The organism is Dyadobacter sp. NIV53, from assembly GCF_019711195.1.
Lineage (GTDB): Bacteria > Bacteroidota > Bacteroidia > Cytophagales > Spirosomataceae > Dyadobacter.
In genome coordinates this window covers 3,038,361-3,063,202 of sequence record NZ_CP081299.1, presented here as the reverse complement: position 1 = coordinate 3,063,202, position 24,842 = coordinate 3,038,361, and the positions used below count along the sequence as shown (strand labels likewise).

The 24,842-nt window shown below is 41.4% G+C and carries 16 protein-coding genes; 10 read left to right on the top strand and 6 right to left on the bottom strand.

Annotated features, from left to right (window positions below):
• The first annotated feature begins 225 nt into the window (after nucleotides 1–225).
• Nucleotides 226–1,089 (top strand): mechanosensitive ion channel family protein, encoded by an 864-nt coding sequence (locus KZC02_RS12280; RefSeq protein WP_221394360.1) that lies wholly within the window; start codon nucleotides 226–228, stop codon nucleotides 1,087–1,089.
• 117 nt (nucleotides 1,090–1,206) lie between these two features.
• On the opposite strand, the gene ahcY is transcribed toward KZC02_RS12280, so the two are convergent.
• From ahcY to murF, 6 genes are all read right to left on the bottom strand, one after another.
• Entirely contained in the window at nucleotides 1,207–2,523 is a 1,317-nt protein-coding gene (gene ahcY / locus KZC02_RS12275; RefSeq protein ID WP_221394359.1) for an adenosylhomocysteinase, read from the bottom strand.
• A 269-nt stretch (nucleotides 2,524–2,792) separates the two neighbouring features.
• Nucleotides 2,793–4,256 (bottom strand): MBOAT family protein, encoded by a 1,464-nt coding sequence (locus tag KZC02_RS12270; RefSeq protein ID WP_221394358.1) that lies wholly within the window; start codon nucleotides 4,254–4,256, stop codon nucleotides 2,793–2,795.
• A 22-nt stretch (nucleotides 4,257–4,278) separates the two neighbouring features.
• Nucleotides 4,279–5,223 carry a hypothetical protein gene (locus tag KZC02_RS12265; RefSeq protein WP_221394357.1) on the bottom strand — a complete coding sequence of 315 codons (945 nt, stop codon included), beginning with the start codon at nucleotides 5,221–5,223 and terminating at the stop codon, nucleotides 4,279–4,281.
• A gap of 205 nt (nucleotides 5,224–5,428) precedes the next feature.
• Entirely contained in the window at nucleotides 5,429–6,019 is a 591-nt protein-coding gene (locus KZC02_RS12260; RefSeq protein ID WP_221394356.1) for a carboxymuconolactone decarboxylase family protein, read from the bottom strand.
• Nucleotides 6,020–6,138: 119 nt separating this feature from the next.
• Complete coding sequence (locus tag KZC02_RS12255; RefSeq protein ID WP_221394355.1) at nucleotides 6,139–6,690, bottom strand: peroxiredoxin; 552 nt, start codon at nucleotides 6,688–6,690, stop codon at nucleotides 6,139–6,141.
• Between the two features lie 219 nt (nucleotides 6,691–6,909).
• A complete protein-coding gene (gene murF, locus KZC02_RS12250) occupies nucleotides 6,910–8,217 on the bottom strand; it encodes a UDP-N-acetylmuramoyl-tripeptide--D-alanyl-D-alanine ligase (RefSeq protein ID WP_221394354.1) in 1,308 nt (435 codons plus the stop codon).
• A 217-nt stretch (nucleotides 8,218–8,434) separates the two neighbouring features.
• Here murF and KZC02_RS12245 point away from each other — a divergent pair, with 217 nt between their 5' ends.
• The 9 genes from KZC02_RS12245 to KZC02_RS12205 all read left to right on the top strand — a co-directional run bounded on the left by KZC02_RS12245 (nucleotide 8,435) and on the right by KZC02_RS12205 (nucleotide 24,700).
• On the top strand, nucleotides 8,435–10,597 hold the full coding sequence (locus KZC02_RS12245) for a T9SS type A sorting domain-containing protein (protein WP_229254227.1): 2,163 nt from the start codon (nucleotides 8,435–8,437) through the stop codon (nucleotides 10,595–10,597).
• Nucleotides 10,598–10,882: 285 nt separating this feature from the next.
• On the top strand, nucleotides 10,883–11,965 hold the full coding sequence (rhaT, locus tag KZC02_RS12240; protein WP_221394353.1) for an L-rhamnose/proton symporter RhaT: 1,083 nt from the start codon (nucleotides 10,883–10,885) through the stop codon (nucleotides 11,963–11,965).
• A gap of 312 nt (nucleotides 11,966–12,277) precedes the next feature.
• Nucleotides 12,278–12,880: an RNA polymerase sigma factor gene (locus KZC02_RS12235; protein WP_221394352.1), complete on the top strand. Its 603-nt coding sequence runs from the start codon at nucleotides 12,278–12,280 to the stop codon at nucleotides 12,878–12,880.
• Nucleotides 12,881–12,989: 109 nt separating this feature from the next.
• Nucleotides 12,990–14,075, top strand: a complete 1,086-nt coding sequence (locus KZC02_RS12230) for a FecR family protein (protein ID WP_221394351.1) — start codon at nucleotides 12,990–12,992, stop codon at nucleotides 14,073–14,075.
• Nucleotides 14,076–14,129: 54 nt separating this feature from the next.
• Nucleotides 14,130–17,813, top strand: coding sequence for a TonB-dependent receptor (locus tag KZC02_RS12225; protein WP_221394350.1), 3,684 nt, complete (start codon nucleotides 14,130–14,132; stop codon nucleotides 17,811–17,813).
• Nucleotides 17,814–17,831: 18 nt separating this feature from the next.
• Entirely contained in the window at nucleotides 17,832–19,730 is a 1,899-nt protein-coding gene (locus KZC02_RS12220) for a RagB/SusD family nutrient uptake outer membrane protein (protein ID WP_221394349.1), read from the top strand.
• Between the two features lie 39 nt (nucleotides 19,731–19,769).
• Nucleotides 19,770–22,895 carry a SusC/RagA family TonB-linked outer membrane protein gene (locus KZC02_RS12215; protein ID WP_221394348.1) on the top strand — a complete coding sequence of 1,042 codons (3,126 nt, stop codon included), beginning with the start codon at nucleotides 19,770–19,772 and terminating at the stop codon, nucleotides 22,893–22,895.
• A 34-nt stretch (nucleotides 22,896–22,929) separates the two neighbouring features.
• Complete coding sequence (locus tag KZC02_RS12210; protein WP_221394347.1) at nucleotides 22,930–23,325, top strand: hypothetical protein; 396 nt, start codon at nucleotides 22,930–22,932, stop codon at nucleotides 23,323–23,325.
• Entirely contained in the window at nucleotides 23,309–24,700 is a 1,392-nt protein-coding gene (locus KZC02_RS12205) for a RagB/SusD family nutrient uptake outer membrane protein (protein WP_221394346.1), read from the top strand. Before KZC02_RS12210 ends, KZC02_RS12205 begins: the two co-directional genes overlap by 17 nt.
• Nucleotides 24,701–24,842: the final 142 nt, after the last annotated feature.

Sequence of the window (24,842 nt, the reverse complement as noted above, 5' to 3'; positions counted from 1 at the left end):
AAAGTAATTTCCCGACGGGCGTTTTTGATGGCGCGAACGTCCCCGTTCGTGACTGCTATTGTAAGGCCTCCGGCCTTGGTATTGTGATAAATAATCTAGGCCGGAGGCCTTACAATAATAGTCACGAACGGGGACGTTCGAGCCATCAAAGCACGAACGGGGACGTTCGCGCTATCAAAAACGTTCGCGCCATCTTAGAATTTAGAAAAATCAAACAAGTCAAAAATGATATTATTACAAATTTCAAGAATAGTAAATCCGATAACTGCCAAGCTGGACAATTGGTTTGATGCCAGTATCAGATTTGTGCCCAATATCATAATCGCCTTACTGATCCTTATATTTTTCAAATATCTGGCAGATTATGTCAGTAAAATTGTATCCAGGATTTTGGGCAGAGCGTCTCACAATATTGCATTGGTTGGTCTAATATCCACCATTACCAAAATTGCTATTATGATGACCGGTGTATTTTTTGCGCTTGGGACATTGGGCCTTGAAAAAACAGTAGCTTCACTGGTTGCCGGTGCGGGAGTTCTTGCTCTTGCAATCGGGTTCGCTTTTCAGGATCTGACTGCCAACTTTATTTCGGGAGCATTTATTGCTATTCAGCGGCCGATCAAAGTAGGCGATGTGATAGAAACCAACGGATATACAGGAAGAGTAAAGTCAATAGGTTTGCGGTCGGTGAAACTGGATAATTTTGCCGGACAGCAGGTAGAACTCCCAAGCAAGGACATTTTCCAGAAGCCGATTGTTAATTTTACTTATTCCGGTGAACGCAGGGTTTTGCTTGAATGCGGCGTTTCATATCACGACGATCTGACACTTGTGGAAGAACTGGCAACGTCCGTCATTAAGGATTTTGATTTTCTGAGTGCAATCAGGCCGGTTGAATTCAATTATACCAAATTTGGAGACAGCAGTATTGATTTCCAGATCTTATTCTGGATCGATCAGGTAAAGATAGGGCCGGGTACAGCTAAAAGTGTAGCTATAAAAGCAATCAAGAAGGCATTTGATGAGAATAAAATTTCAATCCCATATCCAACCCGGACTATGGAATATGTACCACCTGCGAAAGAGTAAAAGAAGTTTCACTCAGGGCAGGACAGCAAAAAACGCAGAGAGCGCAAAGTTGAACTCTGCGCTCTCTGCGTAAAACCGGGTGGACGCTCTCTTTACTCTGCGTGAACCCTTCTTTTCTTAATATCTGTAAGTATCAGCTTTGTAAGGTCCTTCGATTGTAACACCAATATAAGCAGCCTGCTCATCAGAAAGTGTTTCAAGTTTTGCACCAACGTGTGCCAGGTGGAAAGCAGCAACTTTTTCATCCAGAGCTTTTGGAAGAACGTATACTTTTTTCTCGTAAGCAGCAGTGTTAGTCCAAAGTTCGATCTGAGCCAAAGTCTGGTTTGAGAATGAGCAGGACATTACAAAAGATGGGTGACCCATTGCACAGCCTAAATTTACCAAACGGCCTTCCGCAAGAATGATGATGTCTTTTCCTTCAACAGAATAGATATCAACCTGTGGTTTGATCTGAGATTTTGACGCGCCATAAGTTCCGTTCAACCAGGCCATATCAATTTCATTATCGAAGTGGCCGATATTACAAACCACAGCTTTATCGCGCATTTTAAGGAAATGGCGATCAGTAATGATCTTGTAATTTCCTGTTGCTGTAACAAAAATATTTGCACGTGTAGCAGCCTCATCCATTGTTACAACTTCAAAACCGTCCATTGCAGCCTGAAGTGCACAGATCGGGTCAATTTCAGTTACCAATACACGGCATCCTGCACCACGAAGTGATTCAGCAGAACCTTTACCAACATCACCGTAACCAGCTACAACCGCAACTTTACCAGCAAGCATCAAGTCAGTTGCGCGACGGATTGAATCTACAAGTGATTCGCGGCAACCATATTTATTGTCAAATTTCGATTTTGTAACAGAATCATTTACGTTGATTGCCGGTAAATGAAGCGTACCATTTTTCAAACGGTCATACAAGCGAAGAACACCAGTTGTAGTTTCTTCAGAAAGGCCTTTAATGCCTTCGATCAGTTCAGGATATTCATCAAAAACCATGTTGGTAAGATCACCACCGTCATCAAGGATCATATTCAATGGCTTACGATCTTCTCCAAAGAAAAGTGTTTGCTCAATACACCAGTTGAATTCTTCTTCATTCATGCCTTTCCATGCATACACAGGAATTCCTGCCGCTGCGATTGCTGCTGCTGCGTGATCCTGCGTAGAGAATATATTGCACGATGACCAGGTAACTTCTGCACCAAGCGCAGTAAGTGTTTCGATCAGCACAGCAGTTTGGATAGTCATGTGAAGACAACCAGCAACACGTGCACCTGCAAGAGGTTTTGATGGTCCGAATTCAGCACGAATCGCCATCAAACCTGGCATTTCAGCTTCTGCTAATGTGATTTCTTTACGACCCCATTCGGCCAGCGAGATGTCTTTAACCTTGTAAGGAACGTATGTTTCGGTTGAAGTTGCCATTATTTATAATTTTAGTTTAATATCTTATAATAGGTACAAAATTAAGTAGAAAAACTAACAGGATTAATGATCGTAGATGAAAATTGGGGTTTTGAATTAAAAATCAGATATTCTATCTATAATTGAATGTGAATCCTAAAATTTAAAGCAACAGACAGCCTTTCAGCAACTATGCCTAGATATTTTGTCTACACAGGAATTATATTCTTTTTCTAAATGATAGAAAACTGAGGGCATGATTATATTTTATTGACTGAAAATCAGGCACCTTAAAACTGGAAGTATATAAATTGTGGCGTATTATTAAAAACCCCAAGATATAAAATGGATAGTAAAAACACAGAGTAAATTGTCCACCGTATCCATATTGGCTGATAAGATATGGACAACCTTAAACTCCTGTTCCTTTGTAAGCGATGAATGAATTCCATAAAGCAAATGAGCCCTATTGCTGTAAAAAACACCCTGCGGCGCTGACCCAGGCATATGTTTTCCATAAAATATTCGGTAGTGAAAAATTCCTGAAATGTTGGCCAGCCTTTTCCGGTGCTTTTAACCAGGTTCCACATAGCATTTGTATCTAAATAATCTGCGCGAAAGAAAATCCAGGCGAAACTGACTAAGGCAAATGTGGTAATGGTTTGTAATGAATCGTTAAACCAGGAAAACCTTGCAATCCCGCTTTTTGATAACAAATACATTCTAGGTTTCAGGGTAAGAAGTGCAAAAATGAGATAAAAACCATGTAATGCTCCCCAGATAATATAATTCCAATTGGCTCCGTGCCAGAATCCGCTTACAAGAAAAATGATAAAAAGATTAAGATAAGCACGTGGCTTGCTTACCCGGTTACCACCCAGAGGAATATACAGATAATCGCGGAACCAGGATGAAAGAGAAATGTGCCATCTTCGCCAGAACTCCGATATACTTTTGGCAGAATAGGGCCGGTCAAAGTTCTTCATGAGCGTAAAACCCATTACCTGGGCTGAACCAATAGCAATGTCTGAGTATCCTGAGAAATCGCAGAATATCTGAAAAGAAAAAAAGACCGATGCGGTAATAACCGAAGGTCCTGAATAGTTGGCAGGATGATCAAAAACCTGGTTTACAAATACAGCCAGCCGGTCGGCAATAACTACTTTTTTAAACATACCCCAAGCCATTAAAATAAGGCCGCTTTTAACACGGTCGTAATCAAAATAATGTTTGGTGTAAAATTGATGAAGAATATTCTGGGGGCGTTCGATTGGTCCGGCAACCAATTGAGGATAAAACATAACATACAATGCATAAATCCCAAAATGACGCTCAGCTTTCTGATTGCCCCGGTAAACCTCGAATGTGTAGCTCATGGCCTGGAAGGTGTGAAAAGATAACCCAACCGGAAGCAGAATATTCAGTAATGGTGAATATGTATCAAAATGCGTATTAACGACCGAAGCGAAAAAATTATAGTACTTGAAAACCGCCAGCACGCCAACATTTGCAACAATACTCAATATTAAAAACCACTTTTTCCGCCTGGCAGCCGACTCCTCTATCAGTATTCCTGCATAATAGTCGATTGCAATTGTAAATGCCAGTATCAGGATATAAACCGGCCTGAACCACATGTAAAAGTAACAGCTTGCCGCAAGAAGTAATATCCAGCGGTATTGATGTTTTACCAGGAAAAAAAGAACTGTAACAACAGGAAAGAAGATCAGAAATTCAATGGAATTAAATAACATCGCAGCAGTTAATTTGAGTTAGTTAAATACCAATGGCAAGCAATGCACTGGCAACCTTTTCTGTATGAATATCCCGGGCACGTCCATTTAAATGAAATACGGTATCAAAACATGAACTGTCGGCGTAAACCGATTGCTGTGGCTTGGATAGTATACGGGCTTTTAGATGTTTATCGAAATTCTTGTCCAGGTCATAGATTGCGGTAGTTGCATTCTGGTAAAAACTTTCTGCTACCGTGGGATAGAGGAAAAATACTCTGGCACCTTTGTCTTCAAATTGTTTTGTAAAAGCATTCATTGATTCAATTTGTTTCCTGAAGGGCAAGGTGGAAATTGGCCCGTTTCCGTCATGTACGTTACCTTTATAGTTATTAAGCTGACTGACGATATCTCCTTCTTTTGTAAATGCACCACGGAAATAAATAGAGTAAGGATCGTCAACAGAAGGTTTTTCAAAAACTGTTTCAATTTTTGCAGGAGCATGCAGGCGATGTAATAAACGTGATTTCCACTTGCCGGTTAATCCTGAGGTATCGGTAACAAAAGGCCCGTCTTCGGGTGTAAAATCTGCAACATACAACTGGGATTCTATATCCCCGTTTACAGTAATGTTGTATTCAAATGACATAATTACTATATCACCTTTTTTTACATACGCCGCTGCATCGGACAAAATAAAGTGAATTCCAAGTGGCGCAAGTAAGGCCATGTTCACTACGGGCAATCCTGTTCTTTCTCTTAAAGTTGCTGAATTAATGCCAAAAGCCAGATTAGAACCTCCAACCAGAACTATTTTTGGGGTAGAAATTGAATTGGCGTAATGGTGTTTGTCTACCAGAGCAGCTGTAAATGCATTTTTGGCACATCCTGCGGTAATAACACGATAAGACAATTCAATAAAGCCAAAAACAATAATCGCCAGCAATAAAACCTTAAAAACAATTTTTCTGAGAAGCTTAAATTCCATTTAATCAAACAATAAGAGGGGTATCAGCCTGGTGCTGCCAGAAAGCCATTTATCCGGCAAATATGGATAAAAATAAATTTATTATCTGATAAATCGAGCCTGCACATTAAAAAAAGCGTGGCCAAATGACCACGCTCCAGGGCTTTAATAATGACTGGCAGTATTAAACTAGTTTTCAGTTATTCGAAAATATCCTTCTGTCTCATCAGGCTAGAACAGTAAAACTTTTGAAAATAGCCCCGATTCTTACAGCATCGAAGATACGAGCCTGAGTTCCGCCATGATTCAATACAGATTGCTCATGTGAAGTAACACACATTTCGCAGCCGTTCAATGCAGAAACTACCAGGCTTAACAATTCAAAAAGCTCTTTTCCCAATACAGGATTTACCATAATGCTCATTTTGATACCGGCAGGAGCATTGTTGTAAAATTCTTTGTCCATAAAGTGTCTGAAGCGGTAGAACACATTATTGGCATTCATTAAAGAAACACAGGCAGTAACTTCCGCGATTTCTTTTTCTTCCGCACCTTCATTTACTGCAAGTTCTTCAATAGCAGCAATAACAGCTGCATTTTTTTCATTAATAGCCACCGAAAGTGCAATCAGAAGTGCTTCTTTGCGATTGATATTCTGAGATTTAAGAACGTTGCCAATATTGATTTTAAGGTCTTTCAGATAACGGTGGTCCAACGCCGCCAGTTTGTTAATCATTACGCTTTCAAACTCAGCAGGAAGATTAACTTCTTTATACAGAGAATCTTTCGTATTCCCTGTTGTTGCAAATGGATACATTTTAGTAGGATTAGAAGTGGGGGAGAAGTTTATGATTTCAGAAGTTCAGGGTTTATGAGTTTAGAGTTCAAAGTCTGCGTACTTTAAACTCATGAACTCTAAACTCATAAACTAAAAAACTACGCTAAAGTAGCTTCGCCTTTTACCCAGTTACATGGGCAAAGTTCATCTGTTTGAAGAGCGTCTAATACACGAAGAACTTCGTCAACGTTACGGCCAACAGAAAGGTCATTTACACATACCCAACGAATAATTCCTTGTGGATCAACGATGTAGGTAGCACGATATGCAATTTTTTCATTTGCTTCCAGAATACCAAGTTCTTCAGCCAGAGATTTTGAAGTATCAGCAAGCATTGGGAATTGAAGATCACGAAGATCGTCGTGGCTTTTACGCCATGCAAGGTGAACGTTTTCGCTGTCAGTAGACGCACCGATCAGGATTGCATCACGATCTGCGAAGTCTTCATTTTTTTTGTTGAATTCAGCAATTTCAGTAGGACAAACAAAAGTAAAGTCTTTTGGCCACCAGAACATTACCATCCATTTTTCAGCATTTTTGTGATCTTCTGAAGTAATATCATAAAATTCATTTCCTTTTTCAAGAGAAACTACTGATGTTTTTTTGAATTCCGGGAATGATGATCCCACTGATAATAGTCTATTTGACATGATTGCCTGTTCGTTTGTAAATTGTACTTTATTATGATGACAAACTTACTAGCTAACGTCATTCAAGCCAAATATGAACGTGGTACTATTGTTGGAAAGACTTGTTCTAATCAAATGAATTTAGGTTTTTCTATTCAAAACACAATCTTATAAATTTTGTTTATAAGATCATAAATTTGTACTATATCATTATACTAATAATTAAAGTAATTATAAATATTAGTCTTTCATCAGGCTTAATACCGATTCCAGCGCCATACCACGCGAACCTTTTATGAGAATATGCGTATTTTCCTGCGGATTATCCATCACCCAGTTATGAAGGGAAAATTTATCAGGAAAATAATATGCTTTGGGAAGCGCAGGCAATGCGTCCTGCATTAATTTTCCTGCTAAAATCACGATATCAAAATTTTCACCGGCAATTTGTTTTCCCAATGCAAGATGTTCTTCCGGAGCGGCGTCTCCCAATTCAAACATATCGCCCAGGATCAGCATTTTTTTTGGCGCGTCCAGTCTTGCAAAGTTGTCAACAGCGGCAGCCATTGAAGAAGGATTAGCATTGTATGCGTCCATAATAATCGTATTGCTTCCTTTTTTTACGACCTGAGAGCGGTTGTTATCCGGTTGGTAATTAGCAATTGCTTCATGGGCATCTTCGTCAATTACTCCAAAGTGCTTTCCTATTGCCAAAGCGGCGCATATATTATCAAAATTATAACTTCCCGGCAAATGTGTAATTACCCTTCTTTGGTTGTTTCCTTTATATATCACCACCGGACTTTCCTGGATTAATTCAGGGCTAACCGCGCTGGATTCCGAACAGTAAAAAATAATTTCACCAAATGCCCTTCTTTTACTGACCATTTCCATCAGTATGTCGTTCTGTGCATTGACAAAAACGATACCCTTCTTTTTGGAAAGAAAATCATACAATTCTCCTTTGCCTTTAATAACACCCGCTATTCCGTTGAAACCTTCCAGGTGAGCCTTTCCAATGTTGGTAATGAGTCCGTGTGTAGGTTGGGCGATAGTACACAAAAGAGCAATTTCTTCCTGATGGTTCGCACCCATTTCGACAATCGCTATCTCATGTTTTTCACGGTCAATCGAAAGAATGGTGAGCGGCACACCAATGTGGTTATTGAGATTCCCTTTTGTAGCATAAGTATTGAACTTCATCGTCAACACTTTTGCTATCAGTTCTTTTGTGGTTGTTTTTCCGTTCGAGCCCGTTAGTCCGATTACCGGGAAAGTAAAAGTTTTGCGGTGTTGCCTTGCAAGGTCCTGTAATGTTAATAACACATCTTCCACCAATAAAAAACGCAGGTTTTCACCCAGTGAAGTATCATCTGTTACTGCATAGGCTGCGCCGTTTTTTATGGCCTGCTCTGCATATTGATTGCCATCGAATTTATCTCCTTTAAGTGCGAAAAATATACACCCGGGAGTAATCTGGCGTGTATCAGTACAAATTTTGGCTCCGTTCAGATAAATATCGTAAAGCGTTTCAATAGGGGTATACATGAGAAAATATATAAGGTTGGATAAACTTTGTGCTCTGGGCTCAATCAAATGGTTTCTTATTTCGTTAGGTTTAAGAAATCCATTACACAGACCCGGTGGACAGACAAAATTAACGGATTATTCTTCAACGATGCGAACGAAATTTACCTCCTGCTTTTTCTTTTTGATTTGTATATGCATTCACACAAAAAGTAATGCGCAGCAATCCTGGTTCCGGATGGACTCAACTATTACTGTTTCTTCGAATGGTATAAACCTTCTAAATCCATGGGCAGGCGGTTTAAACGCATCTCAGTTTTTGAAAATGGATCTCAATAATGACGGGCTTGAAGATCTCATAGTTTTTGATCGCACCAATAGCAAAATCACAACATTTGTTGCAGCAGTTTCGCCTATTGATCCTGCAAAAAAAGCATTTCTACATGCCCCATATTACGAAGCTTTGTTTCCGAAAATGGATAACTGGATGATACTTGCAGATTATAATGGTGACGGCTTAAAGGATCTTTTTGCAAGTACATCCCTGGGAATTACGGTTTATCGTCAGGTAAAAACAGGAAATAATTTTTCGTGGCAGCTGGAAAGAGACGCATTGAATACGCAGGGTTTTTCGGGTGATATCAATCTTCAGGTATCAGGTACCGATATTCCGGCGATTATTGATATTGACGGAGACAGTGACCTGGATGTACTTACCTTCGATTTTTCGGGTAATTTTATTGAATTGCACCAAAATCTGAGCATGGACAAATTTGGTGTTCCTGATAGTCTGGGCCGTGCAAAAAGCCCTGTTTTTTTCAGGAACGGCGATTGCTGGGGGAATTTTCATAAAGCAGACAATGGTGAGGATTTTGTTTTAGGAGATGATTGCCGTGTGGTACTGAATCCGGGAGGAAGGGTTATGCATGCCGGGAATTCAATATTACTGCAAGATCTGAATGGCGATAATAAAAGAGACCTTTTGGTTGGGCATGTGAGCAATCAGCATATTTCTTTTCTGCAAAATTCTGCTGAAGGAATATTGGCCAATTTTACCAGTTTTACCAACACGTATCCGACAGTCGATCCGGTGGGATTCTATATTTTTCCGGCAGCATTTATGGAAGATATGGATTTTGACGGTGTTAAGGATTTGGTTACTGCACCCAGCGTTTCTTCAAATGTTGCAAACCTGGTGGATTTTAAAGCATCAAACTGGTTCTATCACAATTCCGGTACATCTGAGAATGTCGATTTAAAGCTTGTACAAAAGAATTTTTTGCAGGATCAGATGATTGATGTGGGAGAAAATGCAGCACCTTCATTTTTTGATATAGATGGCGACGGAGATCTTGATATGATTATTGGAACAGGTGGGATTCAGGGAGCAACAGGATTCCGCGGAGGCTTTTGGTTATTTACAAACGTAGGTAATGCGAAGGAACCAAAATATGACCTGACCTCTGAAAATTATCTGGACATCCGTGCTTCACTGGGCTTGTACAACATCAAACCGCAATGGGCTGACTTTAATGGAGACGGCATTTCTGACCTTGGTTTTCAGGCAATTTCCAGCAGTACATTAAAACCTGAATACAGATATATCCCCAATAAGGGCCCGGCAGGAGGAGCGGTTCAGTTAAATCCTGCAGAGGCCATTTTAATTACCATGCCCGTAGAAGCGCAAATTGGAGATTCACCGTTTTTTTATGATTCGGATGGTGATGGTGACCTGGATTTACTGGTAGGGAAACCGCAGGGAAATATCAATTATTACAGTAATTCGGGCACTAACAAACAATTTACATTTAAGTTGGAAACAAGTGCTTTTGCAGGGGTTTCGTTCAGTTTTGAAGGCCGGTTTTCTCAGCCTGCTGTTGCAGATATTGATCTGGATGGCTATCCGGAGCTTCTCACTGTTGACCACACCGGTATGATCAGGATATTTCATGGAGCTGAATGGGGCAAATGGACCAAGCGTGACAGTCTGCTGGTTGACCGGAATGGTAAAAGTTCTTCACCAATAGCGGGTACTTATCTGGCCGCTGCTGTTGCGGATTTCAATGGGGACGGTAAGCCCGATGTAGCAGTTGGAAATAATGCCGGCGGGCTTAAATTATTTACCAATATTCTGCCTGTAACGGTTACAGGTACAGAACCAGGTATTCAAAATACTATAAAAGTATATCCCAACCCTGCGGATAACTATATTAAAATACTTTCTTCAAAAAAGGCCACCTTGCGTGTGCTCACAGTCGGCGGACAGGCGATTCTTCAAAATATAAATGTAAATGCAAATCAGGAAAAAGAAATTTCGACTATAAACTGGGCTTCCGGGCTTTATTTGCTTGAATTAAAAAGCGGAGATATCAGGACGGTGAAGAAGGTGGTAGTGCGCTAAAAAATGAGGCTGCTGGAAACTTAGTATAAATTCGGTTGAATTGAAATAATTCAAAAATTTTAATATAAAGCCATAAAGTATCCCAATTCCAAGTAGATACTTATATTCAGTTGCTTAACTGATGTTATACGTTAAACAGCACTTTTTTTAATAGAAAAACCTAAAAAGTTTGTGTATTGAACCAGTACGGTACAGGATGCAGGGTGATGTATAGCATAGCAATTTACGGATGGATTGATTTTGGGTAAAAATCATTTCCGGCCGAAACACTAACAATCTAACCTCATGCAAGCTCTTTTAGGCGTACTTTTTCATTTCATTGGTGGTTTTGCTTCCGGTAGTTTTTACATTCCTTACAAAAAAGTACAAGGCTGGGCCTGGGAATCTTATTGGATTGTTGGCGGTCTTTTTTCCTGGTTCATCGTGCCCCCGATTGCAGCCTATCTGACCATTCCCGGTTTCACTGACATCATTGCGCATACAAATGGCGGCATTCTGGCACTGACTTATTTTTTCGGAGTACTCTGGGGAATTGGTGGCCTTACCTACGGTTTGGGCGTGCGTTATCTGGGTGTTTCGCTCGGAAGTTCTATCATTTTAGGAATATCTTCTGTTTTTGGCTCTTTGATACCATCTATTTATTACCAGTTCAATCCATCGCCAGGTAAAGATTCTATCTCTGATATATTCAATAGCAGCTGGGGGCAAATGGTTTTGCTTGGCCTGCTGGTTTGTGTGATCGGTATTATCATTTGTGGAAAGGCAGGTTCGATGAAGGATCACGACCTCAAAAAAAGCGGTTACATCGCCGACGATCAATCTGAGTTTAAAATTGGTTTAGGATTAACTGTTGCGATTATTTCAGGTATTTTAAGTGCTTGTTTTGCATTCGGAATTGATGCAGGAAAGGTAATGGCACAGGAAGCCAACGAAATCTGGAAAGCATCCAATCCTGGTGACGGAGAGTTTCTTTTTCAGAACAACGTAACATATATAGTTATTTTACTTGGAGGGCTGACAACAAACTTCACCTGGTGTATGATCCTGAACGCTCGTAACAAAACTTTTGGTAATTATACAGATACAAAAACACCTTTACTTTCAAACTATATATTTTCGGCTTTGGCCGGAACAACCTGGTTTTTACAGTTCTTTTTTTACGGAATGGGAGAAAGCAAGCTGGGTAACGGCGCAAGTTCCTGGATCCTGCACATGGCGTTCATCATTCTGGTTGCCAATTCATGGGGATTGATCCTGAAAGAATGGAATGGAATTACTAAAAAAACACTGACTACCATTATTGCAGGCATACTTGTTATCATCCTTTCCGTATTGATTGTAGGTTACGGAAACTACCTGAAGGAATAATTAATTAAAGCTGCACCGGAGATCCGGTATTTGAAATTCAAAATATATACCATTCAGAAACGAAGGATCATTGAGATTAAACCTAATGAAGCTTAACTCCTGAATGGTTTATTTTCTATAGTATAAAATAGAAATGTTCTATATTTTTAAATTAAAACAGATTAAATCGTAGAATTTTTTTGATGAAAGCATGATAGGGCAGGACAGTTGAGGTAATGTGTCTATGGATATTTACATACCAATTACAAGAAATAATTGGATGTATTGAAGTGGTGCTGATTTGTATCAACGTAAATTCTGTCCGTAACTTTTGTGAAGCAAACCGAATATCTGCACGACATATATCAATCTACGCGCTGGCAACAGTTTTGTCGCGGAGACAAAAACGCTTTTGCAGAAATCGCAGAGCATAACTATAAAACGTTGCATCATTACGGAACAAGGTTCACTACGGATCGCAACCTGATTCAGGATTGTATCCAGGATCTGTTTCTGGATATTTGGGAAAAACGTGAATCCCTGACTTACATTTTAGCTATTAAACCTTATTTATTTCAGTCCTTAAGAAACAACCTCATTCGTCGGATTAAGAAGCAATCTGTATTTTCGGATATTTCCCGGAATGAGGTAGAAACGGAAGATGCCTCACCGGAATCAGACTGGATTTTAACCGAAACAGATCAGCTTACAAGTAACCGGCTCCGGCATGCCATAGAACTTCTTCCCAAAAGGCAGCGCGAAGCTCTATACCTTAAATACTACGAAAATCTTTCCTACGAAGAAATTGGTGAAATAATGGGTTTACAGCGTCAGGCTGTTGCCAATTACCTTCAGTATGGGATCCAGAAACTCCGCGAATACTGGCAATTCAATACCATTCTGCTTACACTGATCCTGAATACCATTCTCTGGTAACCGATACTTGAAATTTTTTATTGAAAATATACTAAATATTTTCAAAGTCATGGGTACTATTTACTTCCACGATACTCATCGTATCAGAAGTGAATAATTTGACAATTTCATGAATAATTATAATGACTTCGGGGTAAAGGACTGGCTTGAAGATCCAAAGTTTCGTAACTGGGTCTACAGGAATGAATCGGACAGATTCTGGCTTACTTTTCTCGAAAACACACCCTCACAGCGCGATAATATTGAACAGGCAAAAAATATCCTTTTGTCTGTCCGTGGAGAACTGGATTCTATTTCTGAACAGGAAGTTAAATCCAGAATTTTCACATTGCTAAGTACCATCTCAGTTGAAGATAAAAATGAAAAAAATCCCTGGTGGAAGGGCAAATGGCTACAGGTAGCAGCTGTGGTGTTATTGACAGCCGGACTGGGAGGTTATTATTGGGAGAGATTATTTCCTGCGCCTCAGCCGTATTATACGATGCTGGAAAACCTGAAGCGCTCCGATATGAAGGAAGTTATCAACAGTGATAAAAATATTAAGCTGGTCAGCTTGCCTGATGGAAGTTCAGTGGTTTTAAAACAAAATGCCCGTATCAGCTATCCAGTAGAATTCGCTCCTGATAAAAGAGAAGTCTACCTGTTGGGAGAAGCCTTTTTTGAAGTGGAAAAAAATCCTGAACAGCCATTTTTTGTCTATTCCGGCGAAATGAGAACCCGTGTTACCGGAACCAGTTTCAGTATAAAGGCAAATGGACAGGATAAAGAAGTACAACTGGTCGTAAAAACGGGAATTGTAGAGGTTTCAGCTTTAAACCAAAATGGCGGATCATCGGCCGATTTGGAAAAGAAAACAATAACATTAAGCCCAAATCAGCTGGTGACATTAGACAGGGAAAGCCTGGATATAAAAACAAGAAAAGTAGATCGTCCTGTACTGATAAATTTATCCATTGAATCACAGGATTTTGTATTTAAAAGAACACCATTGAAGGAAGCATTTGCCACACTGGAAAAAACGTATGGCGTGCAGATAAACTTCGATAAAAAGATAACGGAAGGCTGTACGATCACCGCACAACTTAGTGACGAACCGGTATTAGAAAAACTTGACATGATATGCGCTATAGTGAATGCCAGATATGAGACTGACAACGGAATTATAACGGTATTTTCTAATGGATGCAGGGAATAAATAGTACGTACAATTTTAACGATCAATAAAATGAATGCCTATGGGTAAGGAAATTTGCTCAACACGAAAGCAGCCAATGCTTTATATAATCTTCAGGAATTTTTTGACAGTGTAATTAAACAAATACGTCCGGTTAAAAACCGGACGGCTCAGGAAGTAAACGATACTTTTCTACAATTAGAAACCCATTCAATTATGCAAAAACGTCGGCAACCAGACGAAATTCTGATTAAACCATGGAGGACTATTATACTCCAGTTTATAATTTCTTTGCTTTTTGTAAGCAGCTCATTTGCCCATGATCTGCGTGCACAGGAAATTTTAGATCAACGTATATCTATATCGGTAGTGGATATGGATGTTGAAAAAATATTGGAAAAAATAGAAAGCCAGACCAAAGTGCGCTTCGTATATAGCCATGAAGTAATCCGGGCTGGAAGGAAAGTTTCCTTTAACAGTCAGGATGAACGTCTTGAAATTATATTGGAAAACCTTCTGAACCCGCTTGATATTTCTTATGAAGTATCGAAGAAAAAAACGATTTTACTAAAACGGGGTGCAAAGAAAAAGTCAGTTCTGGAAACGGGCAGCCTGTTAAAAAATTCTGCTCAGGGAAAATTAACACAATCTGTACCCGTGCCTGACAAAACTGTGAAAGGTAAGGTTACAGATGAAAAAGGAGATCCGCTGCCTGGTGTAAGCGTTGTAGTAAAAGGCACAACACAAGGTGCAACTACCAGTACGGAAGGTACTTACCAGCTTATTGTAGGCGATGATGCGCCAGTTCTGATTTTTAGTTTTGTGGGTTATCTGAGCCAGGAAATTGCGGTCGGGAATATGTCTACGCTGGACATAACATTGAAAGTTGACGAAAGGGCACTGGAAGAAGTTGTCGTAGTAGGTTTCGGTGAACAGAAAAAAGTATCCGTAACAGGTGCGGTCTCTTCCATTAATAGTGAAGCATTGCAGCAAAATTCCTCTGCAAGTTTAGCCAATGCGTTATCTGGCCGCCTTCCGGGATTAACTTCCATTCAATCCGGTGGCGGACAGCCGGGGCGTGATGATGCCACCATGTACCTGCGTGGTGCGGCTACTACGAATGGAACGGGCCCGCTGATTCTGATTGACGGAGTTCCGCGTGACAATATCCGTACACTTGATGCCAATGAAGTCGCCTCGGTTTCGGTATTAAAAGATGCATCAGCAACGGCAGTATTTGGCGTAAGAGGTGCCAATGGCGTGATCCTGATCACTACAAAGCGTGGTGTAGCAGGCAAAACTTCATTGACTTTAAATGCCGAGCAGAGTTATTCATCTTTCACAAGGGAACCTGAACGCCTTCATTCACTGGAATATATGAAGCTGAGAAATGAAGCTTCTCAGAACGATGGAATTACACCGCTGCCATTTACACAGGAGATCATGGATAAATATGCAAATCCGCTGGCCGGACTGGATCCGAATGATCCTGAATATGCTGCAAAGGCGAAATTGAGAAATTACATGTATCCTGATCATGATTATTATCGTGAATACATCTCCCGTTTTGCACCACAAACCCGTGTAAATATGAATGTAAGCGGTGGTACTGATAAGGTTTCATATTTTGTAAATGGCGCCTATCTGCATCAGGGAGGAAATCTGAATACCCAGCCAAAATCTGTTTTGGGGTATGATCCTTCTTCTAAAATGGACCGGTATAATTTCAGGGCTAATATAGATTACAAGGTTACCAATTCCCTCAAAGCATTCCTGAACATCGGTAGTTACATTGAGCAGGTAAATATGCCGGCAGCCTGGCTGTATGGCGATGATACCAACTGGATGATGAGAGACCTTCTTTATCAGGCACAAACTGTACTTCCGATCACACCCGGCCCGGTAACAATCGACGGATTTGGTGTAGCTCCCGGTCAAATTGTTGACCCTGGTTATATGGACCGTTCTGCATTTGAAATTATGAACCGGTTTGGTTATCGTAATGAAGTAAGGTCAAACCTGAATGCATCGTACGGCATGGAGTGGGATTTGAGCAATACGATTGCAAAAGGATTGAGTATTAAAGGAATGATCTCCTATGATTCGAGGGCAACAACAGCCATGCAGGGAAGCAAGTCAGAACGATTGTATCTGGCGGAGGTGAATACAACAACGGATATGCTGAGCTATGCAGTGAAAAGATCGGATGAAAGATTGCTTTCCTTGTCTAAAGGTGCCAATTCCCGCTACAATATTAACATGCAGGGTTCACTTAATTATTCGCGTTTGTTTGGAAATAAACACGATGTAGGTGGAATGATCCTGGCACAGCGCGATAACTGGGAATCAACCAATGGTGAAATTCCTTATAACGTATTAGGGGTTGCAGCAAGAGCCACGTATGCTTTTGACAGCCGCTATCTGGCAGAAGTTAATATGGGGTACAACGGTTCCGAACAGTTTGCACCGGATAAGCGTTTCGGTTTTTTTCCGGCAGTATCGGCCGGCTGGATCGTAACTAACGAAGAGTTTATGAAGAACAACAAATTCATAACAAACCTGAAATTGCGCGCATCTTATGGTAAGGTAGGTAATGACATTCTGGGGCAAACAAGGGAAACCAGCCCAAGGTTTTTGTACCAGAGCAATATTACCATGGGAGGAGGTTCGTTGCCAAGTTTAGGGTTGGGGCAGGGAGTGAGCCAGGGACTTTTGGGGAATCCGAACATTACCTGGGAAGTTGCCAAAAAGCAAAACTATGGCGTTGATCTTCAATTGTTCAGGGACCTGAGCTTATCGGTAGATGTTTTTAAAGAAAAACGTAGTAATATCCTGATTTCCAGAGGGACCGTTCCTGAATTTCAGGGAGTACCGCTGGGTAATATCCCAAAGGTGAATATGGGGCTGGTTGATAACAAAGGTTATGAATTCGAGCTGACTTACAACAAAGCTATTGCCAAAGATCTTACTATTATGGTAAGGGGTAATTATGGTTATAACCGTAATGTTGTGAAGTTCCTGGATGAAGTAAGCCGTGATGAAACCTACGCTTACAGATACAGGAGTACTGGTTTTTCTTTGCAGCAGACTTGGGGTTATAAAATTGATTACAGCAATGGAAACGGTTATTTCAATTCCAAAGAAGAGCTGGATTCATACCTAAGCAAAACCACTTACGGTTTTGGTGAGCCACGTGTCGGGGATTTCAAGTATGTCGATTTAAACAAGGACGGTGTTATTAATGATAAAGACCAGTCGCCCATCGGATATTCAGGGATTCCACGCGTTACCTACGGCCTTTCACTATCTGTCGATTACAAAGGTTTTGACTTTACAACATTTTTTCAGGGTGTAGGCAAATATAGCATGAACTACGCTCAGCAAGGTGTATATGAATACATCATCAGAGGTACTTACTTCGATTACCATAAAACCGCCTGGACGCCCGAACGTTTTGCAAATGGTGAAAAGATCACTTATCCCGCGCTGAGTACGCACAGCACAACGAACCATACGGCCAATGACTTTTTTATTATGAACCGGTCATTTACGCGTTTGAAAAATCTGGTGCTGGGTTATACACTTCCAAAAGCATCGCTTCAGATGATCGGGGTTCAGAAGCTGAGAGTTTATGCCAGTGCACAAAACCTGCTGACATGGGATCATTTGCGAATGAACCATCTTGATCCGGAGAATAATGATCCGCTGGGTTATCCGGTTACCAGAATGATCAATTTTGGTGTAAACATTACTTTCTAATTCCAAAACCAGAACATTATGAAAATCAGATATATAACATTCTCATTAACAGTGTTGATACTGCTATTGGGTTCGTGCAAAGATACACTGGACATGGCACCTGACGGAAAGCTCACCATGGATCAGATCTTTGAGGATAATAATAAAGTTGGTGCCTTTCTTAACAGCTGTTATGCCAATATTCCTGTAAAAGGAACCCGTTATTTCTTCTGGAGCAGAGGCCCGGTTGACTGGAGTGACGACGCCTGGGATACCGATGCAGAAGCCGAATCCTGGATTATGTCGGGACGGATGTACAATGGCGATGCATCTGCGGGAAGCCACCCGATTACCAACATCAGTGCGGACGCAGGCAATGGTAATTACTGGGCAAATTATTGGGCAGCCATTCGTAACTGTACCATTTTCATTAGTCGGATTGATGAGGCAACTGTAAAGAGTCCGGCTGAAAGAAATCGCTGGAAAGCCGAAGCACATTTACTGCGGGCCTATTATTATTCAGAATTACTGAAATGGTTTGGACCGGCTTTGCCTATCGAACGTGAAGCGTACGAATTTTCGGCAGATTTTTCGGGTGTTAAAAAGGAGAGTTATTACGACGTTGTAAAATTCATAATTGAAGATTGCGATGTTGCGCTTGCTACTTCCGAATTACCATGGCGCATTACAACGGATGCAGAAGCAGGCCGTGTGAGCAAAGCACTTGCAGAAGCTGTAAAATCCAAGATGATCCTCTTTGCTGCAAGTCCGCTTAATAACGGTGGAGCAAATCTTTGGCAGGATGCTTACCTGATCAATAAAACATCTCTTGCCAATCTGAGAGCGAATGGTTACGAGCTGTATAATAAAGTCAATTTTCCACAGACTTATCTGTCGGATGATGCTTATTTAGGCCCCAACAAAAATGTAAATACAGCGCTCTACAACGAATATTTTACACAAACAATGACTTACACCGGCAGCCCGGTTGACAGGGAAACCATTTTCCAGAGCCGTGAAGGCCAGGGGAATATATGGGATATTGACGGGATCGGATCTCAGGATGGTTATAAATCCGGTACCTGCCCATCTCAGGAACTGGTAGATGCTTACGAAACTATAGACGGAAAACCGGTTTTGAATCTGGCCAACCCATATGCGGATGAGAAACATTTGCAGCCGAATTACAACGCAGCTAATACCCTTTACAATCCGAATGATCCGTACAAAAACAGGGATCCGCGCTTTTATGCTTCCATTTATTACAATGGGTCAAAAAGGAAAGCCATGTGGAATTTTGCAGAAGCACCTGAATCATTCGAAAACTATCCGGCTCCGATCGGAAACCGCGCACGAATTATTGCCACTTATGTGAACGAACCGCAAACCGGAATCCATTCGACTACCAGAAAGGCTACACGTACAGGTTATTATGAAAGAAAATTCCTGCATCCTAATTCAGGAAACGACAATCCGATTGGCGGAGCAAATTATAAACTGTTCAGGCTGGGAGAGATAATCCTGAATTTTGCTGAGGCAGCAGCCGAAGCCGGGCAGTCTGTCGAGGCAATAGCTGCTGTAAACGAAATCCGCAAAAGAGCCGGAATGCCTGATCTGCCTGCCGGATTATCGAAAGATGAACTGATCCAGCGCATCCGGAATGAACGCAGAGTGGAACTGGCCATGGAAGAAAACCGGTATTTTGATCTGCGCCGCTGGTCAGCTCCGACGGGTGATCTTGCCAAAACAGACAGATGGATCACGGCAATGGAAATTACCCGGAAAGCTGATGGAACGTACAGTTACGCCCGCAGGAATGTCCGTAATGTGGAACGTAAAAATTATACCAATAAATTTTTATGGGTGCCTGTGCCGCTGGATGAGGCAAACCGGCTCAGGGCAATTACAGGCTCAGACTGGCAAAATGCAGGTTGGTAACAGCAATGGTTTTTTAACTGACTTTCAATGATAATCAATATGATACATAAATTTTATATCAGAATAACAGTGCTGTTTATCCTCATGCTGACTTGCTTTTTGACCGGGCTTCATGCGCAGGATGTATCGGCCTCTATCAACGGCCTTGTTACAGATGAGTTCGGAAGGCCGCTTTCAGGTGTTGAAATTAATTCGGAAAACGGCAAAAACGGAACATCTACCAATGCAAAAGGAGAATACACCATGAGCGTAGATGATGACAGTAAATCGCTCATTTTTTTTGTGAAAGGATTTGCCAGGCAAAAAGTAGCTATCGTAGAAAACCAGGATGTTGATGTAAGCCTGAAAGTTGATCCGCATCACAAAGATGAAATTGTACAGCTTGGGTACACCTCGCAGTTACGCAGTGAAATTTCCGGATCGGTAGCTACCGTAAGTGGTGAGGAGCTTGAAAAGTCACCGGTTGCCAACCTTACCCAAACTTTGGCAGGAAGGCTTTCAGGACTTACAACACAGGAAACGTATTCAGAATTATCACGCGCCACAACGGATCTGTATATCAGAGGGCTTTCCGCAGCCAGAAAAAACGGCCCGCTGGTCATGATTGACGGGATTATTAATTCTTACAACAGCAGCCAGACGCTTGACTATATAACAGCCAACGAAATTGAGTCCATCAGCATTTTGAAAGATGCCTCGACCCAGGCACTTTACGGTATACAGGGAGCGAACGGACTGATTGTTGTTACTACGAAAAGAGGTACAAAGGGTGGATTGCAGATCAAAACCAGATTTGACCAGTCCATGCAGGAGGTAACGACCAAACCGGCTTTTTACAATTCTGCCGATTATGCGGAAATGAGAAATCAGGCAGCTTTTAATGACGGCCTGGGCCAGAACTATTTGTTTAGCCCACAGCAAATTGAAGGTTATCGTTCAGGCGCCAACAGAGATCTTTATCCAAATAATAATTCTTATAAACGCTATATCAAACCATTTGCCTTTATGCAGCGCGCAAGCGTAAATGTGACCGGAGGAAGCGATAAAGTACAGTTCTTCTCCAATATCAACTTCATGCACCAGGGTGGACAGTTCAAAACAGATCAGCCGCGATATGATTCCAATGCAAATAATGTCTGGGTCAATTACCGCTCCAATGTGGACATGAACCTGAATAAATATCTCAAAGCATTTATCCGTTTGAGCGGAAATGTCAAGAGAGAACGTACGCCGGGATTAAGTAACGAATCGGTTTATGGAAGTGTTTTCCAGATCCCGCCAACAACTTACGGGCCAACCACGCCGGAAATTGTTGGTTCGGATGGTGAAGTGCTCGATCCGGGTGGGCACGTCATTACTACCGAACGCGTGGAATCACCTACTTATGGAATGCTGAACCGTACGGGATATATCAGGCATACAGTGACCAACATTACTTCTCAGTTCGGCCTTGATCTGGACATGGGGTTTTTGACAAAAGGACTTAATTTGTCCGGCGTTCTGGCCTACCAGACTAACTCTGTCGGAAGCCTGAGCACCACACAGGATTATGAAAGATATGTTGTAGTAAATGATTCGTCCTCTACACCTTCTTTTATCAAAAAAGGGGCACAAAACGATACACCCCTTTCTTATGGCAAAAGCCATTCTTACTATTATCACCTGACTTACAAGGTCAACATGAACTACAGACGCGATTTTGGGCGTCACAGCATCGGAGGCATGGCTTATATGTTTTATCAAAATCTTACAAAGGCTGATAACACCTCACCTGGTTTGTTGCCTTATAACCGCATTAGTTCCGGTTTTGAGGCTAGTTATGGTTTTTCAAACAGATATCTGGCCAAAGTTGACCTTGGTTATTCGGGTTCTGAACAATATGCAAGAGCCAGCCGGTTTACAACAACTCCTGCTATTTCGGCAGCCTGGGTTATCTCTAATGAAGCATTTTTAACGGATGTAAACTGGCTGAGCAATCTGAAATTAAGGGCTTCTTATGGCAAAACTGCCAATGATCAGAGCGGTTTACAGCGCTATGCTTATCTTGATAATGTAACAGTTACCGGCGGTGGCCCGATTGGTTCTCTGCAGTATAATATTGTTGAAGGACAGGTTGGTAATCCAAATATCAAGGCTGAAATATCTACCAAGCAAAACTATGGCTTGGATCTGGGTCTATTCAAAAATCTGTCTGTTTCGGTGGATGTGTTTAAAGAACGGATGGATAATATGGTTGTAAGTGCACTGGCTACAATTCCGGTTTATCAGGGTATTCCGCTGGCAAACTATCCGCAGACCAATGCAGGGATATTTGAAAACAAAGGTGTTGACCTGACTGCCAATTATACCAAAACGATCAATAAGGATTTTAGCTTTTATGCTGGTGGAATGTTCAGTTATGCAAAAAACAAGGTCATTAAATTAAATGAAGCGTTACGGACCACAGATTACGCATTCCGGAATTGGGAAGAAGGGTATTCTTACGGACAGCAGTTTGGCTACCTGGTTGATTACAGCAACGGTAACGGATTCTTTAATTCCCAGTCTGATCTTGACAACAGCAATCTGACATATGGTTTTGGAGTTCCGCGTTTAGGTGATCTCAAATACAGGGACCTGAATAGTGATGGCAAAATTGATGACCGTGACAAAGCCCCGATCGGTAAAGGTATAATTCCGGGAACAACCTACGCCATGTCCGCCGGCATTACCTACAAAGGCCTTGATCTGAGCGTGTTATTTCAGGGAGTTGGCCAGTATTCTACTATTTTGAACGGGCAGGGTGTTTATGAAACGGATTTTGATGGTGTTTTTGGCTCATTACACAGTAATGCGTGGACGCCCGAACGCTACGCAAACGGAGATAATATTACGGCACCGGCACTTTCTCTTGCCAAAACGGTAAACCAGGAGAACAACGACTATTTTAATTATAACAGATCGTATGTGCGCCTGAAAAATTTACAGCTGGCGTATACATTACCCGTTTCCCTGGCAAAAACGATCTCGGCACAAACGGTAAAATTTATTCTGAGCGGACAAAACCTGATCACGTGGGATAAGATGAAATCCAAGGATTTCGGGCCGGAATTTAAAGAGGGAAGTGCCTATTCGTCATTTCCTGTTTACCGGGTTTATAATGTAGGCGTAAGTGTAGTATTCTGATGAGCAGGAGTAATTTATTAATCTGATTTTTATTATGAAAAAATATATCAATGTTCTCTTTGTTATAGCCACCGTTGGGCTGATTTTCTCATGCAAAGGACAGCTGGATCTGGACACCGACGGACGCATTACCATGGACCAGGTTTTCAGCGATTATAACAGGACCCGCGGTTATCTCAATTCGTGTTACGGACATTCTCCCAAACCTTATATGGACCGTGCTTCCTATACAGACGAAGCCCAGGATGCGGATGATATTACACCTGGTTCCAAATATATTGTCTGGTATGGCGGCAATGTAACGTCGGCTACTTATAAGATTAATGCTTCTGATGGCAGCCCGTGGGATTCTCTTTATACTGGCATTCGTAAGTGTAATGTTTTTATTGAAAATATTAAAACGGCCACTGTTTATGCACCCAGAAGGTGAAAAAGCAGCCTGGACCGCACAGGCACATACCTTACGTGCGCTTTACTATTTGCAACTCATAAAACGCTACGGAGGTGTTCCGATTTTTGATAAACCGCTGGATCTGGAACATGATTTTTCGCAGGACAAACGCTCCTCTTTTGCCGATGTTGTCAAATTTATCCTTGCCGACTGTGATGTTGCATTGTCTTATCCCGCAACACGCGACGGGCTTCCGTGGGATATTTATGATAATCAGTTTGGTATTATGACGCGTGCCGTTGCATATGCCATCAAATCTCAGGCTGTTACTTATGCTGCCAGTCCGCTGTGGTCTGACGGTACTTTTACCTGGGCCAATGCTACAACGATCAACGCAGAAGCTTTATCTCAATGCCTTGCTAACGGATATAAATTATTTGATGAAAAACCGGCAGCTGATATTGCTCAGAATGCTTATGCGTTGTATGCTTTCACCAGTTCCAACGACCAGCGGGCAGTAGACAAAGAAACTATTTATCAGTCGGGAGTGAAAATGCAGGTTTGGCGTTTTGCAGGATTACCAACGAATCCCGGAATGGAAAGAACCGGCCCTTGCCCGACGCAAGAGCTTGTCGATAGTTACGAAATGGCAAATGGCGAAGCACCAATTACAGGATATTCGGACGCTAACCGGTTGACACCGATCATCAATGCAGCTTCAAAATACGATGAAGCCAATCCTTATGCCGGCCGTGATCCAAGATTTTATGCATCAGTTTATTATAATGGAGCGGTTCGAAACCTGGATCAGCCTGATGGCAAAAAGGTAGAAACTTTTGTAGGCGGGCAGGAAGGGATTTCGGATATAAACCGGAAACAGACCCGGACTGGATACTATTTGCGGAAGTTCAACAATTTCAGATCAGGACAGGGAAATGATGCGGATGGTGCAATCCGGTTATTTCGTCTGGGCGAATTGTATCTCAATTTTGCAGAGTCAGCTTATAATTCAGCAGGGCCTGATGCAGCCGTACCGGTTGGCAGTGCTTCAATGAGCGCCAGACAAGCTGTTAATGCAGTCCGTGCAAGAGTGGGAATGCCGGGCTTTCCTGCCGGGATGTCAAAAGATGCATTTGAGAAGAAATACCGCAATGAGCGCCGTGTAGAACTGGCTTTTGAAGAACACCGCTTTTTTGATGTCCGTCGCTGGAAGATCCTGACCGATACTGATAAGTTTGTAACCGGTATGCGGATCACAAAAACCGGCGCAACTCTTAAATACAGCAGATTTAAATTTCCAAACAGAAACGCTTTTTCAGATAAATATCTGATGTATCCGATTGATCAGAGCGAAGCAAATAAAATTATCGGATTATCTGGTGCTAACTGGCAAAATCCGGGATGGCTGGATTGAAATATTGATTAATTATTAATGATGAAGTTTGGCTATTTATCACTGATTGTCTTTCAAAATAACACATTTTAAAAGACAATCAGATGGCAACAGGTTAATCAGAAATAATTCATTACAAAATATCCCTAAACTCTTAATACTT

Bases quoted from the DNA above. Each gene is read 5' to 3' on its own strand.
- KZC02_RS12280 (WP_221394360.1), top strand. From the start codon at position 226: ATGATATTATTACAAATTTCAAGAATAGTAAATCCGATAACTGCCAAG.
- ahcY (WP_221394359.1), bottom strand. From the start codon at position 2,523: ATGGCAACTTCAACCGAAACATACGTTCCTTACAAGGTTAAAGACATC.
- KZC02_RS12270 (WP_221394358.1), bottom strand. From the start codon at position 4,256: ATGTTATTTAATTCCATTGAATTTCTGATCTTCTTTCCTGTTGTTACA.
- KZC02_RS12265 (WP_221394357.1), bottom strand. From the start codon at position 5,223: ATGGAATTTAAGCTTCTCAGAAAAATTGTTTTTAAGGTTTTATTGCTG.
- KZC02_RS12260 (WP_221394356.1), bottom strand. From the start codon at position 6,019: ATGTATCCATTTGCAACAACAGGGAATACGAAAGATTCTCTGTATAAA.
- KZC02_RS12255 (WP_221394355.1), bottom strand. From the start codon at position 6,690: ATGTCAAATAGACTATTATCAGTGGGATCATCATTCCCGGAATTCAAA.
- murF (WP_221394354.1), bottom strand. From the start codon at position 8,217: ATGTATACCCCTATTGAAACGCTTTACGATATTTATCTGAACGGAGCC.
- KZC02_RS12245 (WP_229254227.1), top strand. From the start codon at position 8,435: ATGGACTCAACTATTACTGTTTCTTCGAATGGTATAAACCTTCTAAAT.
- rhaT (WP_221394353.1), top strand. From the start codon at position 10,883: ATGCAAGCTCTTTTAGGCGTACTTTTTCATTTCATTGGTGGTTTTGCT.
- KZC02_RS12230 (WP_221394351.1), top strand. From the start codon at position 12,990: ATGAATAATTATAATGACTTCGGGGTAAAGGACTGGCTTGAAGATCCA.
- KZC02_RS12220 (WP_221394349.1), top strand. From the start codon at position 17,832: ATGAAAATCAGATATATAACATTCTCATTAACAGTGTTGATACTGCTA.
- KZC02_RS12215 (WP_221394348.1), top strand. From the start codon at position 19,770: ATGATACATAAATTTTATATCAGAATAACAGTGCTGTTTATCCTCATG.
- KZC02_RS12210 (WP_221394347.1), top strand. From the start codon at position 22,930: ATGAAAAAATATATCAATGTTCTCTTTGTTATAGCCACCGTTGGGCTG.
- KZC02_RS12205 (WP_221394346.1), top strand. From the start codon at position 23,309: ATGCACCCAGAAGGTGAAAAAGCAGCCTGGACCGCACAGGCACATACC.